This is a genomic window from Fodinibius halophilus (genome assembly GCF_011059105.1).
Taxonomy (GTDB): Bacteria; Bacteroidota; Rhodothermia; order Balneolales; family Balneolaceae; genus Fodinibius; species Fodinibius halophilus.
In genome coordinates this window covers 79,614-93,481 of the sequence record NZ_JAALLS010000002.1, presented here as the reverse complement: position 1 = coordinate 93,481, position 13,868 = coordinate 79,614, and the positions used below count along the sequence as shown (strand labels likewise).

Sequence of the window (13,868 nt, the reverse complement as noted above, 5' to 3'; positions counted from 1 at the left end):
CAAATAGTCAAAACAGTTGTTATGGTTACGCCAATAATAGTACGATAGAATAATGATCAAATAAAGCTGAAATATCTATTTTCTTTTAAAGTACTACTACTGAAGAGAGATCTACTTCTTATCAATAGTAAACGTTCGGTTTACAGGATGCACCTGTTCTGGAACATAGAGCTTTATGTATGCTACAGGGCGCCCAAAATGTACAGTATGATGAGGGAGGTAATCAGGAAATCCGTCGATGTTTGAATACAGCAGGAAATCATCATGTGTTAATTTATCGGCCGGTTTATCCAAAAGGGAGGTAAGCTGAGGGATATAATGGTTAATAGTTGTGGCTTTTTTGGGTAAGAGTATATTGTTGTTATTGTCATAAAAGTTAAGGCCTCCAAAACCGAGGTAGGTAATGCTGCTGTCGTTCCATGCTATTATTTTAAAATGCATATTTGGCAGATCAAGCTTCTTGCCCACATCTCTTTTGGTAAGTTTCTGAGCCTGGGTTCCGACTTCTGTATGGAATACCAGAGAACCACGTACTGAGTCGGTTGCATCAGGAATTATAAATTGGGCGCCCGGAATTCTTCTAACTCCTTTGTTAGTTCCCTGGGGAACAGTAAATGGGTGTTCATCTTTTGAAAATTCAGAAGTGAATAAGTGCTCCCCACTTTTATTAAATCCTTTAAGCCCTTTTATATGTCCGCTGATAAAGGGGGTGTTGTCAATATTTTTATAAAGCAACTGTCCGCTTTGGGTGTAGCGGTATTTACGATAGTAGAGAAACGGCTGTAGGGAATAGATATAGCGCTTTGCTTTTTCTTTACTTTCAAAAGAGTCTGGCAATTTATTTTGTTTAGAATACAAGCGTTTAATTTGCTCTGTATTCAGGGTGTCTGGTAGTTTTTTATAGTGTTTAAAGTCGGCCATGAATCCACTACTATCTAAATAGGGATTATTAAAACTGAGCCTTTGGACATCCTTGCGATTAATCACCAGCTGGTATTTCATCAAGTCAAAGCCTTTTAGCAGCTCGCGGCGATGCAGTAGCATACCTGTTTTATTTTCAACGACAACCATCCCTTCAATTTGGATGTTGGATTGCCGCTGCCCTTTTTTAATTGATTCGGGCATGCGATTATAACTAAGAATAGTGGTACGGTCTGTTTTTCGTAAAACACTATAGTCTGTGCGATAGTAGGTGCTGTCATTTTTTTGAAAAAAAGCGGGTGCCAGGGTACGGCGGCTAAATTCAGTATCTTTGGTTAGTGTTTTATTGGTGTAAAAGGGTTGCAACTGCCGACTAAACATGCCCAGTAGTTTAGTTGTTTTGTTCTTTTCCTCAGGATTCATCGCGTTTGAACCGTTGCCAAATGAGTAATCCCAGGGCCCAAGAGGAGCTCCCTTTTTGTCCAGCTGCCTGGTGAGCCTGATATTTTTTAGAAGCTTCTGCGTTTTTTGAAGTTTGGATTTATCTGGAAAAGGTGCTGAAAGGGTGAACTTTAGTTTACCCCCGGAGAGTATGGAGAATTTATTAATTGTTTCAGTGAGCCGGTATCCCTTGTCAATTTTAGAAAACGTTAGCTTATTGCGGAGGTTAAAATACCGGCTACTGCTTCTTGAAACTTTTAACTGAACTTCATACTGGTATGGCTTTTCTACATCGGGATTGAAAGAGATCGCATGTTGAGACTGTGCCCGGAGTGTAGAAGAGATGGGTAGTATTGATAGCATAACAGTAAGTATTGCAATAGTTCTGATATACAGGGGCATCTTTTAAGGTGATGGAATAAGGTATTAACAGGTGATTTATAGGGGGTAAAAATATGAGTTTAAAAAACTACATATTTTAAAGGGAAGCAATACTTAAGGTGGAATGTATTATTTATTAATACCCTGCTTTAGGAAAGGTACCAGTAGATAGCCCAGAAATGCGAAAAAGTGCCGGCCATTACAAAGAGATGCCAAATTTCGTGGAATCCAAAAATATTGGGAATGGGATCGGGCTTTTTGATACCATAAATGACGGCGCCCAATGTGTAGGCAAGGCCTCCCAATCCTATCCAGATGAGAAAAGCCAAGGGTAGTTTTTCAAGAAGTGTGGGAAACATGATAACGGCCAGCCATCCCATCACCAGGTAAAATACAGTTGAAAGCCATCGGGGAGCGTTCATCCATAAAAACTTTTTGATGATACCAATAACTGCTAAACTCCAAATGGTAGAAAACAGGCCCCATTTCCAGCTGCCATCCAACACAAGTAAACAGATAGGGGTATAGGTACCGGCAATGAGTACATAGATCATGCTATGATCGAGCTTGCGAAATAGTTCCAGGGTTTTCTCTTTTGCAGGCAGAGCGTGATAAAGTGAACTCGCTGTATATAACAAGAACATACTGAGACCAAACATAGAAAACGCAACAATCTGGCTCACAGAGCCAAGGGTGATTGCCTCATAGAGTAAAAACAGCAACCCCACCAGAGATAAAATGGCTCCTATCCCATGGGTAATACTGTTAACGGGTTCGCGTATATATTTGGTAAACTGTTTCATAGAAATGAATTAAGTATAAGATACAAAAAATGGTAACGAGAAAGAATGCCAAATAGTTTGTTTATACTGCTGCTTTACTCTATTTATCGGTAGATGTATCGTATTACTTTAATGGATTTGTCAAGAGCTATAGTTACTTTCTTTTATAAGGTGTATGACATCATCTGCAAGAGGGGGTAGGAATAGTATGTTCTATTAGATTAGAAAAACAAAATAAACCTATCTTTGGCTAAACTTTTTATTACTATTTACGTAATAGACTATTTTTGGAGAGGTAGATTTTTAAAACGGTCGTTTCTCCATTAAACTAATGTTCAATTAATCCTTTTATAATGAAAAAATTTAGTTCACTGTTGGTTGTAGGGCTACTGCTTATTCAGAGCATTGGCTTTGCCCAGACGAAACTTATCGAGAAAGTCGATCAGAAGGGGGACGAAATCGCCATCCCCTATGAAAAGTATGAGCTGGATAATGGTCTCACTCTCATTATTCATGAAGATCATTCCGATCCTCTTGTACATGTTGATGTAACCTATCATGTAGGTTCTGCCCGCGAAGAATTGGGCAAGTCGGGTTTTGCTCACTTCTTTGAGCATATGATGTTCCAGGGATCTGAGAATGTTGAAGACGAAGAACATTTTAAGATCATTACGGAGGCCGGCGGTACGCTTAACGGTACTACCAATCGTGATCGTACTAACTATTTTGAGACTGTCCCCTCTAACCAGCTGGATGTAATGTTGTGGCTGGAATCAGATCGTATGGGTTTCTTTTTAGATGCGGTAACGCAGAAAAAGTTTGAAGTACAGCGGGCTACGGTAAAAAATGAGAAGCAACAAAACTATGATAACCGTGCCTACGGTCGATGGAGAGAATTAAATGCTGAGTCTTTGTATCCCTATGGTCACCCCTATTCGTGGTTGACGATCGGTAAGCTGAAAGACCTGGATCGCGTAGAGGTTACAGATCTGAAGAAGTTCTTCCTGCGCTATTATGGTCCCAATAATGCTACCCTGACTATTGGTGGAGACGTAAATCCCGAAGAAGTTGTTGATAAAGTAGAAAAATACTTTGGTGTTATTCCTCGCGGACCCGAAGTAAAGGATATGACATTAGATCCGGTTAGCATCGACAAAGATCGCTATGTGTCTTATGTAGATGATAATATTCGCTTCCCGGCCCTGTTATACACCTTCCCCACGGTGCCACAGTATCACAAAGATGAACCTGCGCTCGATTTTTTAGCACAGATATTAGGTACCGGCAAAAGCTCCTATTTTTATAAGAAATTTGTAAAGCCTCGAAAAGCGATACAAGCCTCTGCATTCAATAATACCAGTGAACTGGCCGGTGAGTTTACCATGTTTGTACTGCCATTCCCCGGACAAACGCTGTCTGATTTTGAAGCAGAGATGCGGCAAATCCTGAAAGACTTTGAAAAAGATGGGGTTTCTGATGAGGATCTGCAGAAGATTAAGGCTTCATATGAATCAGACTTTATTAATGGGTTAGCCAGTGTAAGTGGTAAGGTTTCGCAATTAGCCAGCTACGAGACCTTTGCAGATAATCCGGATTTTATCAAAAACGACCTGGAACGTTATCGCTCGGTTACCAAAGAAGATATCATGCGTGTGTATAAAAAGTATATCAAAGGAAACCCAGCGGTAATTCAAAGCGTACTGCCTAATGAAGATACAAAACCGGCCAAGGCTGATAACTATACGCCCAAAAAAGAAGGCGAAAATCCATATCCCACAACAGACTATTCCGGACTGGAATATACCCGACCCACAGGCGATAACTTCGATCGCAGTAAAAAGCCAAAGGCAGGACCTGCACCGCTGGTAAGTGTACCTGATTTCTGGGAAACAAAGATGGATAACGGAATTGAAGTTATCGGAACTTCGTATAATGAAATTCCGGTAGTAAACCTTCAGCTCACTATTAATGGTGGACATCGACTCGATATAAATCACTCTACTAAAGCAGGGTTAGCTTCATTAACAGCGTCAATGCTGAATGAATCTACGGAAAACTATAGTGCAGAAGAGATACAGGAAGAACTTCGCAAACTAGGAAGTTCTGTTAGTGTCTCCGCCTCTAAAAGTAGTACTAGTCTCAATGTACGAGCACTTAAAAAGAATCTGAAACCAACCCTGGAGCTGGTAGAAGAGGTTCTTTATCGTCCCGCCTTCGATTCTACCGATTTTGCCCGGGTTAAAAAGCAACAAATTGAGGGTATTCAATCCTCGTACAAAGACCCTGCTGCTATTGCCAGTCAAGTATATAACCGCCTGCTCTATGGTGATAAGCATATCTATTCGGTTCCTTCGAGTGGTATTGAAGAAACAGTGCAACGTATTACGTTAGATGATGTGAAGTCTTTCTACGAAAAATATTATGCGCCGGAGCTCTCAGAGCTGGTTGTTGTTGGTGATATTAAAAAGAATGAAATCTTGTCTGAACTGGATTTCTTGAAAAACTGGGAGACCAAAGGTGTTGATCTGCCCGAGCTTCCTGAACCCAAGGCAAACGAAAACACCAAGGTTTACCTTGTTGATAAAGCCAATGCCCCGCAATCGCAGATTCGTATTGGCTACATGACAGATATGACGTATGATGCAACGGGCGAGTACTTTAAATCAACGCTTATGAATTATAATCTCGGTGGAGCGTTTAACAGCCGTATCAACTTAAATCTTCGTGAAGATAAAGGATGGACCTATGGCGCGCGTACCGGATTCCGTTCCGGTGATACTCCCGGACCGTTTACAGCTCAAGCTGGCGTAAAAGCAGCGGCGACCGACAGTGCGGTATATGAGTTTATGAAAGAGATGAATGATTTCCATAAGAATGGAATCACCGATGAAGAGCTCAGCTTTATGCGTAACTCTATTGGTCAGCGTGATGCCCGCAGTTATGAAACTCCGTGGCAAAAGGCCGGATTCCTGCAGGAGATTGTCCACTACGATCTTGATAAATCGTTTGTAGACAAACAGCGCGAAATCATTGATTCTATTACCAAAAAAGAGATCAATAAGCTGGCGAAAAAGCATATTGATACCGGTAAGATGTATATCTTGGTGGTTGGTGATGCAAAAACGCATCGTCCCAAGTTGAAGAAATTGGGCTATGATGTGGTTGATGTCTCTGAAAAGGGGGACATCCTTAAAGAGGTCAAAGAAAATACCTCCACAACCGGTGATGAAAAGTAAGTTTTATTAATTCCTTAATTATTAAGCCCCTTTCTGGCGACAGAGAGGGGCTTTTCATTAGATATTACGCCTGAGTAAAGGATTTTTTTATTCTCTCCGCATGATTCTATCAATATGTTGAGCCTGCACTGATGCGTCTTTTAGCATTTAGCACTCATTACCCAGTGTACCGATATTGTGGTATTGCCGGTGCAAGTTATGGACAAAACTGCCATTGATAACAAGTCTTTAACACTGTTTCTAACCCATGAAGACACTCCAAACGCAGTGAGGAGTTTCAAATGGTATTAAAGCATCGCTTCTTGGAATAGTTACTTGCCGGTAATCCGGATTGATACTCCTTGTCATGAGTATTCCTCGGAGTGACGTAGCTGGGGTTGCATTCTCAAGCCCGACCGAAGCATAGTCGCCATTGACGACAACAATCAGATTCGTTTTTCAAAGTCCTTTAGTAATGATCACGCTTTTATGGAGTGGTCATAAGCACACTTATGCTTAAATTCCTGTCAGAATTTGACCCAAAGTGGCTATTAGCAAATTGACTATTAAAGAACGTAATTATAAATCATAAACTGTTCGTCAAAGCCGAGCTTCTCATACAGTCCTTTTCCCATAGATGAGGCCTGAAGGGTAGTATAATCAGCACCATCTTCAATAGCTTGGTTAAGTATAATACACATCAGTTCATTGGCAAAGCCTTGTCTGCGTACCTCCGGAACGATGCCTACCCCGTGAATACCGGCAATTTTTCCCGTGTGATAAAGCATTGCCGTGCCTACCGGTCGGTCTTGATAACTAGCCAGGTAATAGTCGATATTATTCATTGTTTTGTTAAGGATCTCCGAGGTGATCCCATATCCAAAAGCTTTTGGGTAAATTTCGGCCCACTGCTGCGCCTTTTCTTTATCAGTAATACGAACGACCTGTAGGCGGTCTTGATGTTTAAAAGGTTGATCGAGCTTTAACGACATCCCTGTTTGTTCAAACCGCAAGGTTCCGCCCAGCTGTTCAACAAATTGGGTTTCAGCTCTTCCGTTTGTATCCCAAAAAGGAAAAATAAGATCGGTAGTACTTGTTGAGAGCTTTTGGATGGCCGCCTTTATATTATTTTTGTCGTGATTGCCTTGGTTAAGCCAAAGTCGGTTGGGCCAGTCGGCGTCTGATATGACACAGTGATTTAGTTTTTCCTGCTGTGATAAGGTATTAAAAGCCCTGCCTGCTGTTTTCCAGAGGTCGGTTAAGTTGCTAATGTTTTTGCGGATGAGTTGTGTGCTGTTCATTTCAGTTGGATGAGTAAGATTCCGATTATCATTGATACAACGCCTATGACCCGCTTTACCGTAATGGGTTCGACCGGGAGGTTGAGCCAGCCGAAGTGCCCGGCGATAACGGCAAAAATAAGCTGTCCGCACAGCCCCAGAGAAATCATCGTAGAAACACCTAGTTTTGGAATAGTATAATAGTACAAGCTGATTCCCAAGACGCTAAAGAATCCGCCCGTGAACCATAAGTACCAAGGGATGTTGGATAAATTTGCCAGTTTTGGTAGCTGTTCAATACTGGCCAGGGCAAAGCCGATGGCAAATACCGTACTGCTAAAAAAGGCTACTACCGACGCCAATAAGGGGTTTTTCAACAACACGCCCAGGTGGGCATTGAGGGCTCCTTGAATGGCCAGAAATACGCCCCCGATAAACGCAAGTGATAAGAGAAATAGGTGGTTCATACATTAATAAAATTAGGTTGCTGAGAGCTTTGCAAGGCTAACTATGTCATCCTGAAGCATGTACTAAGTATATCAACCGAAGCCTTGACTCCCGAGGTATCTCTTCCGGGACATTTTGGGTCATAATTGCCCTTTTTATTAGATGCTGAAACAAGTTCAGCATGACAAGATAGTATGTATTCAACCTCCCTCAACTACTCCGTCGGTTGGCTAAACCCCTCTATACCGACGGTGGTCGGTCACGGCTCCAAGAGGGACTTCCTCTGCATGTCCCCAAAAATGGTAAAAGAGTTCCACCTTGGAGAAGGTGGACAGGAGGATTGAATTCTATGGTTGATCCTGCAAAGCTTTCGTTTTGTGATAATTATTTCATCACAAATATGAGAGAATGTTGGGGCAAGGGCATTAACATATGTTGATTTAGTGGAAAGGGATGAACTTATACAGAGAAATTCCCAAGTTTATTATTGGGTAAAACAGCCTTTATAACTTGTTAAAGCTACCTTCCATCAGGACGAGAATTTTATTATTTATTTCTTCTTTGAGCTTCCCACCGTGGTTACATATTTGAAGCTGCTTCTGTAGTTTTTGACAAAATACAGGGGCATCAAATTCTCTTTTCTTAGCCGGGGATTACTCGCCCAAATCCAACTTTTCCGGGTCTAGCCTGTTATCCCAAAATATAAGTAACTCAACTTCTTTCGGGTTTTGTTTTACCTGATAATACAAACTCACATGTTTGGTTAATACGCATTGATGCGTGTCGCTTTTTTCTGAATACTCATACATCCTCGGGAACTTGCCAATTAGTTGCAGGACTTGGCTTACATGATTTTGGAAAGATGCTAGGTCGGCCTGCGACCAATGTTCGTCGAGATACTGCAGAATTTGAAAATACGTAGATCGGGCTGCCGGGGACCAAATGATATCGTAAGGCATTACTACAAGAACCGCTCTCTAATTTGCCGCATTACTTCATCGTGCGAAATGCCTTTGCCTTCATCCAGCTGCGCCTTTGCCGTACTAATTGCCTGCTTCGTTTCTTCTGAAATATCATCCCAAAAATCGCCGTCAGTAGCATTGTTTTTCATAGATTGGAGGGTAACTAACAGCGCTTGATTATCCAGATCGTTAATCCACTCGATCAACTCCTGTTTGTCAATAGTGTTTTCCATAGGTCAGCTATGCTATTTGGCTTTTGAGTAATATAACGGAAATATGACAAAATCGTATGCCCGGGACATTTATATATTGAGTCAGTGCGATTTTTTTAGCTTTCTCCGTATTCTGCTGAGTTGTGTCGGCGTAATGCCGAGGTGTGCTGCAATATGGCGTTGGGCAATACGGTCGTCAATATCGGGGTGTTTGTCGAGGAGCTTAAGATATCGGTCAGTGGCGTTTTCCATCACCAGCGAAACTTCGCGCTGCTCTTTTTCAATTACCCAGTGCTTCTCAAGGTAGGCGATATAGAATTTATTTAGATCCTTATATTCGCTTATAAGGCGCTTATATTTTCTGTAGTCCAGGTTTATAAGGATTGATTTTTCCAGTGCTTCCAGGGTAAATTCGGAAGGCTCCTGTTGAAGAAGGGAAGCCTTGGACCCGGCAAAGTTCTGGTCCATGAAAATATTCTTGTTGTAGATATTTCCCTCGTAATCGGTAATATAGGCTCGCAATGCCCCTTTACAGATGTAGTGAAAATTTCGGGCTACTTGCCCTTCCTGTAATAGCAGGTCCCCTTCTTCGAGATGTTGAAATTGTACAATAGATCGTACCTTATTCCAAGAGTCATCACCCACATTCGAAAAAGAGTTGAAGGTTTTTCTTAGATCCGAGATGTACTGTTCCTTGTCGGATATCATGAGTTTAATTGCTGTTAAATAGTTTCAAAAAGTTGTTCTGTCGGCTTTCGTACTTTCCTGTGATATTGGGTTTGATCTTCTTCTGAACGATAACCAATAGCCGCAATAACTGAGGCAGTAAGTCCTTTTTGGGATAGCCCTAAGATATTGTCATATTTATCTGCTTCAAAACCTTCCATGGGACAGGCATCAATTTTTAGTTCAGCACAAGCAGCCAGTAGATTTCCTAAGGCTAAGTAGGTCTGTTTGGCAGTCCAGTGTTTTAACTCCTCGTCTGACTTTTCATTAATTTTGCCTTCCATAAAGTCGCCATAGCCTTTAAGTTCGGATAAGGGGAGCTGTTGTGTTTCTGATTTCAACGCTAAAAAATTATCAATATGTTTACGTTGTAGATTGGTATAATTGCAAAATACAATTAAATGAGAAGCCTCTGTGATCTGTTGTTGATCCCATGAAGCCGGTTTCAGCTTTTCCCTGGTGCTAATATCTTCAATGATGAGAGCTTTATATAGTTGGAGGCCATAGGATGAGGCTGAAAGCTGTATTGCTTTTTTTATCTGTTTTAATTGAGTTTCAGAAACTTTTTTTCCGGGGTCAAAATGTTTGGTAGCATATCGCCATTCCAGGTTATCAATTAACTGCATTGGTCGGACAATTTTTTTATCTAGTTATTTAGTTCGTTTCCAATGTATAAGAAGGCGAGGGTTTCTTCATTTACATATGTTGATTGGCAAGAAATGGTGTGTTTATTCGTTGAAACATCTGAAATAATGGAGACCTATAAATTCAGCAGTATTAGAATTGATAAAAGTGTACAGAACTATATGGTTAGGCTTGATTACTTATTGGTAATAGTGCTTTTATGGGGTGTAACAATTTCATGTAATGAAAGTTCTTCAACAAGTATTCCGGATGGTACGGTGTATTATGAATTTGAAACTACCGGTGATGAACACGTTATAGCGGGAACATCAGATGAGAGCGTTATAAAGATGGCCAGAGAACAGTTGACCCTCCCCAAAAGTGAGAGAAATAAATTTATAAATGGAGAAATTGAACGGGGTACTAATCACAACAAAAGTTGGAGCTGGCATTTCGTACCTGGTAAGTGGAGTTTTACAGAGGTGGCGACAGAAGTCTGTGACGGGCGTCCCAGCTTTGTAGAAGAAGAGCTTGATTATTGGGTGGATGATGTTGGCCGGTTTTGTCCCTATAGCGCAAAGGTTATAAAAGAGATAGGAACTAAATAGCAGAGTAGGTTTCTACATAATCTACACGAGCCAATTTCGTATTAAAGAGACTTCCCTATTACTGCTTCTATAAATAGTCAATTTTTATAAAATGTTAAGAAATAACAGCTAAGGGTTGCAGTTGGATCAGAAAACTGTATCTTCAGCTATTTAAATTGAATCTATATAAATAAAAGGCGAACACGAAGATGAAATATTTGACTAAGTATATGAAAAGTGGGCTGTTAGTGCTGCTATTGGGCACTGTAGTTGCTTGTGGTGGAAATACAGAAAAAGAAACGGAAAAGGAGACTGAAAAAGTTGCTAAGGAACAGGTTGCAGATACGACCTCTTTTGAAGCCAAGCTGAATATCAATACGGCATCAGAAGAAGCTTTTCGTACAATTCCTGATGTGGGTGATAAAATGGTACACGAGTTTGAAGAGTATCGCCCGTATGTAAGTATCCGCCAGTTCCGTAAAGAGATTGGCAAGTATGTAGATGAAGAGCAGGTTGCTGCTTATGAAGAGTATATTTTTGTGCCCTATCATCGCAATGACAGTGATGCGGCAACACTGCAACAGATTCCCGGAGTGGATGAAAAAGTGGCGAATGAGCTTATCGAAGGACGTCCTTATGAAACAAACGAAGCATTTTTTGAGGCTCTTTCTTCACATCTCAATGAAGAGCAACTGGCGACCGCCAAAAAGTATATAAAGGCTGAAAAATAGATGTCGGCAGAGAATACATTACAGCGACTGCGACAGTTTTTACTGCTTGTAGTCGCTGCTATTTTTATTGGTACCATTTTTGAGCTTATCTTGCTTGGCCATACCGAAGAAAGCCAGCAATGGATTCCTTTTATTGCTTCTTTTTTGGGTTTAGTTATGATCGGATGGGTATGGAAAAGTGCAACTGAAAATTCATTAAAGACCCTGCGATGGATAATGTTGGGAATATGCCTGGTATCTCTCTTGGGGATGTATTTTCATTTTTCAGGGAATTTCTTTTTTGCTTTGGAAATAAATCCATCCATGACCTGGACCGAAGCTATTTGGCCGGCGATGACCGGCTCCTACCCTTTTCTGGCTCCGGGGATATTGTTCCTGGCAGGAATACTGGGTATTGCAGCTACCTACCGGCACCCCGAACTACTCGGCCAGGATTGAATATTTTATTTTTTTAATTCAATCACGTAAGAAGTCATTTTTATGATCTTGGGATCCTCAAAGCCTCGAAATTTATAAACATCACAAAAGGCGTAGCTTGGTTCTACGTTGGGAGTGGTCATAATGCCATCCACCGTAGCTGAATCTCCGTGAGTGATAATATTGTGGATTTCAAGTTTATAAGGGTTTTCCCCTGTAGGTTAAAATCTCCGTGGACGCTCCATTCAATATCATCGGTTACATTTTCATCCTAAACCCCCCGGCACTTTAAAAGTGCCGGGGGTTTTAATCGATACTTAAATATTAAGGAAGAATTTCTATGGTCTGTCCGTAGTCGTGTAAAATATTCTTGATTGTTAACTGGTCATCCTTCCCGTCAATATTCTCGATTCGGAGCACCCGGTCACGATCCCCCAGGTCAAAACTGGGTACACTACCAGGTAGTTGTCGCCGGATCTCCTTCAAAATTTTATCAGCAGTTACCTCATCACTTACGTCTGTTTTATACACTTTAATCATTACGAGAACCTTTTCCCTCATGTTACTTCTTCTGGTGTTAGGGATTGTTTAGCTGTGACGTTCATCTTACCGCCAACCCATACGCTGGGAAATGCCAATACTGCTAAAACAATCGGATACCATACGACAAACCCTTTTGATATGGATGCCAATACTCCCAATGTTGCGGCAATAGTTCCGATTATCCCCAGGATAATAACATGACGCATGGGGCGGTTGGGGGCCAACGCTGCAACAAGATAGCCGGCAGTCGCTGAATAAATTGTTCGATAGATGATAGCAAGGATAAACATCCATGCATCAAACTCTGCCTGACCGATGGCGGGAAAAACGCCCAGCCATTCCAGCACAAAGTCGGTGCCGTTAGAGAAAATAACGGTGATTAGAATGCCTGCTATTACAGTGCCGATACTTTTTAAGAGGTCTTTATTCATAAGTGAAACGTTAGAATTTTGTACCAACAAGGAACTGAGATTACAGTGCTCAGTATATTAGTAGTTATCTGATAATATTTTCTATGATTCTGTATGCTACGATTCTTTAGCTTTATTTTGTTGGTAGTTTAGAAGCCAGAAAAATTTATTCTGACTTCTAACTGCTGACTCCTGAATACCGATTTCCTACTTATAATTCTTGCTTATAAGCCCGCTCCAATTTCGCGATATCCAGCTTTTTCATCTTCAGCATTGCCTGTATTAGTCGTTCCGACTGTTCCTTGGTACCGTTTTCAAGCATCTCACTAAATGGAGTGGGCACAATCTGCCACGAGACGCCAAACTTGTCTTTGAGCCAGCCGCACTGCTCGGCTTCGGGATCTGCCGAAAGTTTCTCCCAGTAGTAATCGATCTCTTCTTGTGTGTCACAGTTTATCATCAGGGATATGGCTTCACCGAACGTAAAGTCGTGATCCAGGGCACTGTCCATGGCGGCGAACCACTGGTTTTCAAGCATGAAGTCGGCGTATGCCGCTGTACCTTCTTTGTTAGGCTGCTGGTCCGGGCCGTAGGGGAAAAACATGCCCCTCTGAGAGTCTCTGAAGACCGACAAGTAATAATCGATAGCTTCTTTGGCTTTACCGGTATTTCTGCCGTTGAACATTAAAGATGGTACTAACTTAGGCGGTTGACCGTGCTCCCAATTTGATATCATAATTTGCCATGATACGCCGTATTTATCCTGAGCCCAGCCATACTTTTCGCTGAAGGGATAGCTGTCCAGCGGCATTAGAATGTTTCCATTTTCAGATAAAGCGTTCCACAGTCGATCAACTTCTTCCTCGGTTTCGCAGTTGATGAAAAATGAGATGGAGGGATTGGGCGTAAAGTGCGGACCCCCATTGAGTGCGGTAAAACCCTGACCTTCCAGCTCAAAATCCACAGTCATTACGCTGCCTTTCGGTTTTTCGGAGGGCGTTTCCGCGTAATAAGGGGTAGTGTTCAGGATTTCAGCATTTTCAAATATTGATACGTAAAAGCTTGCAGCCTCTTCTGCCTGATCGTCAAACCAAAGGCAGGTGCTGATACGATTCGTTTTTCGTGTTGTCATAATATTGCTCCTTCTTTATTAGGTGATGCAAGGCGATTTGGTTGTGGGTAATGGTTA

14 protein-coding genes are annotated in these 13,868 nt (G+C 41.5%); 4 read left to right on the top strand and 10 right to left on the bottom strand.

What is annotated here, in order from left to right:
* Positions 1-111 precede the first annotated feature (111 nt).
* Entirely contained in the window at positions 112-1,725 is a 1,614-nt protein-coding gene (locus G3569_RS02050) for a hypothetical protein (protein ID WP_165265597.1), read from the bottom strand.
* 167 nt (positions 1,726-1,892) lie between these two features.
* A complete protein-coding gene (gene trhA / locus G3569_RS02045) occupies positions 1,893-2,546 on the bottom strand; it encodes a PAQR family membrane homeostasis protein TrhA (protein ID WP_165265595.1) in 654 nt (217 codons plus the stop codon).
* Positions 2,547-2,878: 332 nt separating this feature from the next.
* Between trhA and G3569_RS02040 the strand changes: the two genes are divergently transcribed.
* Positions 2,879-5,761: a M16 family metallopeptidase gene (locus G3569_RS02040; protein WP_165265593.1), complete on the top strand. Its 2,883-nt coding sequence runs from the start codon at positions 2,879-2,881 to the stop codon at positions 5,759-5,761.
* Positions 5,762-6,306: 545 nt separating this feature from the next.
* On the opposite strand, the gene G3569_RS02035 is transcribed toward G3569_RS02040, so the two are convergent.
* The 5 genes from G3569_RS02035 to G3569_RS02015 form a co-directional block, all read right to left on the bottom strand.
* Positions 6,307-7,041 (bottom strand): GNAT family N-acetyltransferase, encoded by a 735-nt coding sequence (locus tag G3569_RS02035; RefSeq protein WP_165265591.1) that lies wholly within the window; start codon positions 7,039-7,041, stop codon positions 6,307-6,309.
* Positions 7,038-7,487 (bottom strand): DMT family transporter, encoded by a 450-nt coding sequence (locus G3569_RS02030; RefSeq protein ID WP_165265589.1) that lies wholly within the window; start codon positions 7,485-7,487, stop codon positions 7,038-7,040. The genes G3569_RS02035 and G3569_RS02030 overlap by 4 nt, the downstream gene beginning before the upstream one ends.
* 941 nt (positions 7,488-8,428) lie before the next feature.
* Positions 8,429-8,662: a hypothetical protein gene (locus G3569_RS02025; RefSeq protein ID WP_165265587.1), complete on the bottom strand. Its 234-nt coding sequence runs from the start codon at positions 8,660-8,662 to the stop codon at positions 8,429-8,431.
* Between the two features lie 81 nt (positions 8,663-8,743).
* Positions 8,744-9,349, bottom strand: a complete 606-nt coding sequence (locus G3569_RS02020; protein ID WP_165265585.1) for a Crp/Fnr family transcriptional regulator — start codon at positions 9,347-9,349, stop codon at positions 8,744-8,746.
* Positions 9,350-9,363: 14 nt separating this feature from the next.
* On the bottom strand, positions 9,364-9,993 hold the full coding sequence (locus G3569_RS02015; RefSeq protein ID WP_165265583.1) for an NAD(P)H-dependent oxidoreductase: 630 nt from the start codon (positions 9,991-9,993) through the stop codon (positions 9,364-9,366).
* Positions 9,994-10,035: 42 nt separating this feature from the next.
* Here G3569_RS02015 and G3569_RS02010 point away from each other — a divergent pair, with 42 nt between their 5' ends.
* The 3 genes from G3569_RS02010 (at position 10,036) to G3569_RS02000 (ending at position 11,747) form a co-directional block, all read left to right on the top strand.
* Positions 10,036-10,599 carry a BP74-related protein gene (locus G3569_RS02010; protein ID WP_205719989.1) on the top strand — a complete coding sequence of 188 codons (564 nt, stop codon included), beginning with the start codon at positions 10,036-10,038 and terminating at the stop codon, positions 10,597-10,599.
* Between the two features lie 188 nt (positions 10,600-10,787).
* Positions 10,788-11,309: a ComEA family DNA-binding protein gene (locus G3569_RS02005; protein WP_165265579.1), complete on the top strand. Its 522-nt coding sequence runs from the start codon at positions 10,788-10,790 to the stop codon at positions 11,307-11,309.
* Positions 11,310-11,747, top strand: coding sequence for a hypothetical protein (locus tag G3569_RS02000; RefSeq protein ID WP_165265577.1), 438 nt, complete (start codon positions 11,310-11,312; stop codon positions 11,745-11,747).
* A 303-nt stretch (positions 11,748-12,050) separates the two neighbouring features.
* On the opposite strand, the gene G3569_RS01995 is transcribed toward G3569_RS02000, so the two are convergent.
* From G3569_RS01995 to G3569_RS01985, 3 genes are all read right to left on the bottom strand, one after another.
* Entirely contained in the window at positions 12,051-12,287 is a 237-nt protein-coding gene (locus G3569_RS01995; protein WP_205719988.1) for a hypothetical protein, read from the bottom strand.
* On the bottom strand, positions 12,284-12,700 hold the full coding sequence (locus tag G3569_RS01990; protein WP_165265573.1) for a hypothetical protein: 417 nt from the start codon (positions 12,698-12,700) through the stop codon (positions 12,284-12,286). Before G3569_RS01990 ends, G3569_RS01995 begins: the two co-directional genes overlap by 4 nt.
* A 190-nt stretch (positions 12,701-12,890) precedes the next feature.
* Positions 12,891-13,811 (bottom strand): VOC family protein, encoded by a 921-nt coding sequence (locus G3569_RS01985; protein WP_165265571.1) that lies wholly within the window; start codon positions 13,809-13,811, stop codon positions 12,891-12,893.
* Positions 13,812-13,868 lie beyond the last annotated feature (57 nt).

What these genes read in the sequence shown, in the direction of transcription:
- G3569_RS02020 (WP_165265585.1), bottom strand. Translation starts at nt 9,349, where the DNA reads ATGATATCCGACAAGGAACAGTACATCTCGGATCTAAGAAAAACCTTC.
- G3569_RS02025 (WP_165265587.1), bottom strand. Translation starts at nt 8,662, where the DNA reads ATGGAAAACACTATTGACAAACAGGAGTTGATCGAGTGGATTAACGAT.
- G3569_RS02010 (WP_205719989.1), top strand. Translation starts at nt 10,036, where the DNA reads ATGTATAAGAAGGCGAGGGTTTCTTCATTTACATATGTTGATTGGCAA.
- G3569_RS01995 (WP_205719988.1), bottom strand. Translation starts at nt 12,287, where the DNA reads ATGAGGGAAAAGGTTCTCGTAATGATTAAAGTGTATAAAACAGACGTA.
- G3569_RS02000 (WP_165265577.1), top strand. Translation starts at nt 11,310, where the DNA reads ATGTCGGCAGAGAATACATTACAGCGACTGCGACAGTTTTTACTGCTT.
- G3569_RS02035 (WP_165265591.1), bottom strand. Translation starts at nt 7,041, where the DNA reads ATGAACAGCACACAACTCATCCGCAAAAACATTAGCAACTTAACCGAC.
- G3569_RS02030 (WP_165265589.1), bottom strand. Translation starts at nt 7,487, where the DNA reads ATGAACCACCTATTTCTCTTATCACTTGCGTTTATCGGGGGCGTATTT.
- G3569_RS01990 (WP_165265573.1), bottom strand. Translation starts at nt 12,700, where the DNA reads ATGAATAAAGACCTCTTAAAAAGTATCGGCACTGTAATAGCAGGCATT.
- G3569_RS02005 (WP_165265579.1), top strand. Translation starts at nt 10,788, where the DNA reads ATGAAATATTTGACTAAGTATATGAAAAGTGGGCTGTTAGTGCTGCTA.
- G3569_RS02050 (WP_165265597.1), bottom strand. Translation starts at nt 1,725, where the DNA reads ATGCTATCAATACTACCCATCTCTTCTACACTCCGGGCACAGTCTCAA.
- G3569_RS02015 (WP_165265583.1), bottom strand. Translation starts at nt 9,993, where the DNA reads ATGCAGTTAATTGATAACCTGGAATGGCGATATGCTACCAAACATTTT.
- G3569_RS01985 (WP_165265571.1), bottom strand. Translation starts at nt 13,811, where the DNA reads ATGACAACACGAAAAACGAATCGTATCAGCACCTGCCTTTGGTTTGAC.
- trhA (WP_165265595.1), bottom strand. Translation starts at nt 2,546, where the DNA reads ATGAAACAGTTTACCAAATATATACGCGAACCCGTTAACAGTATTACC.
- G3569_RS02040 (WP_165265593.1), top strand. Translation starts at nt 2,879, where the DNA reads ATGAAAAAATTTAGTTCACTGTTGGTTGTAGGGCTACTGCTTATTCAG.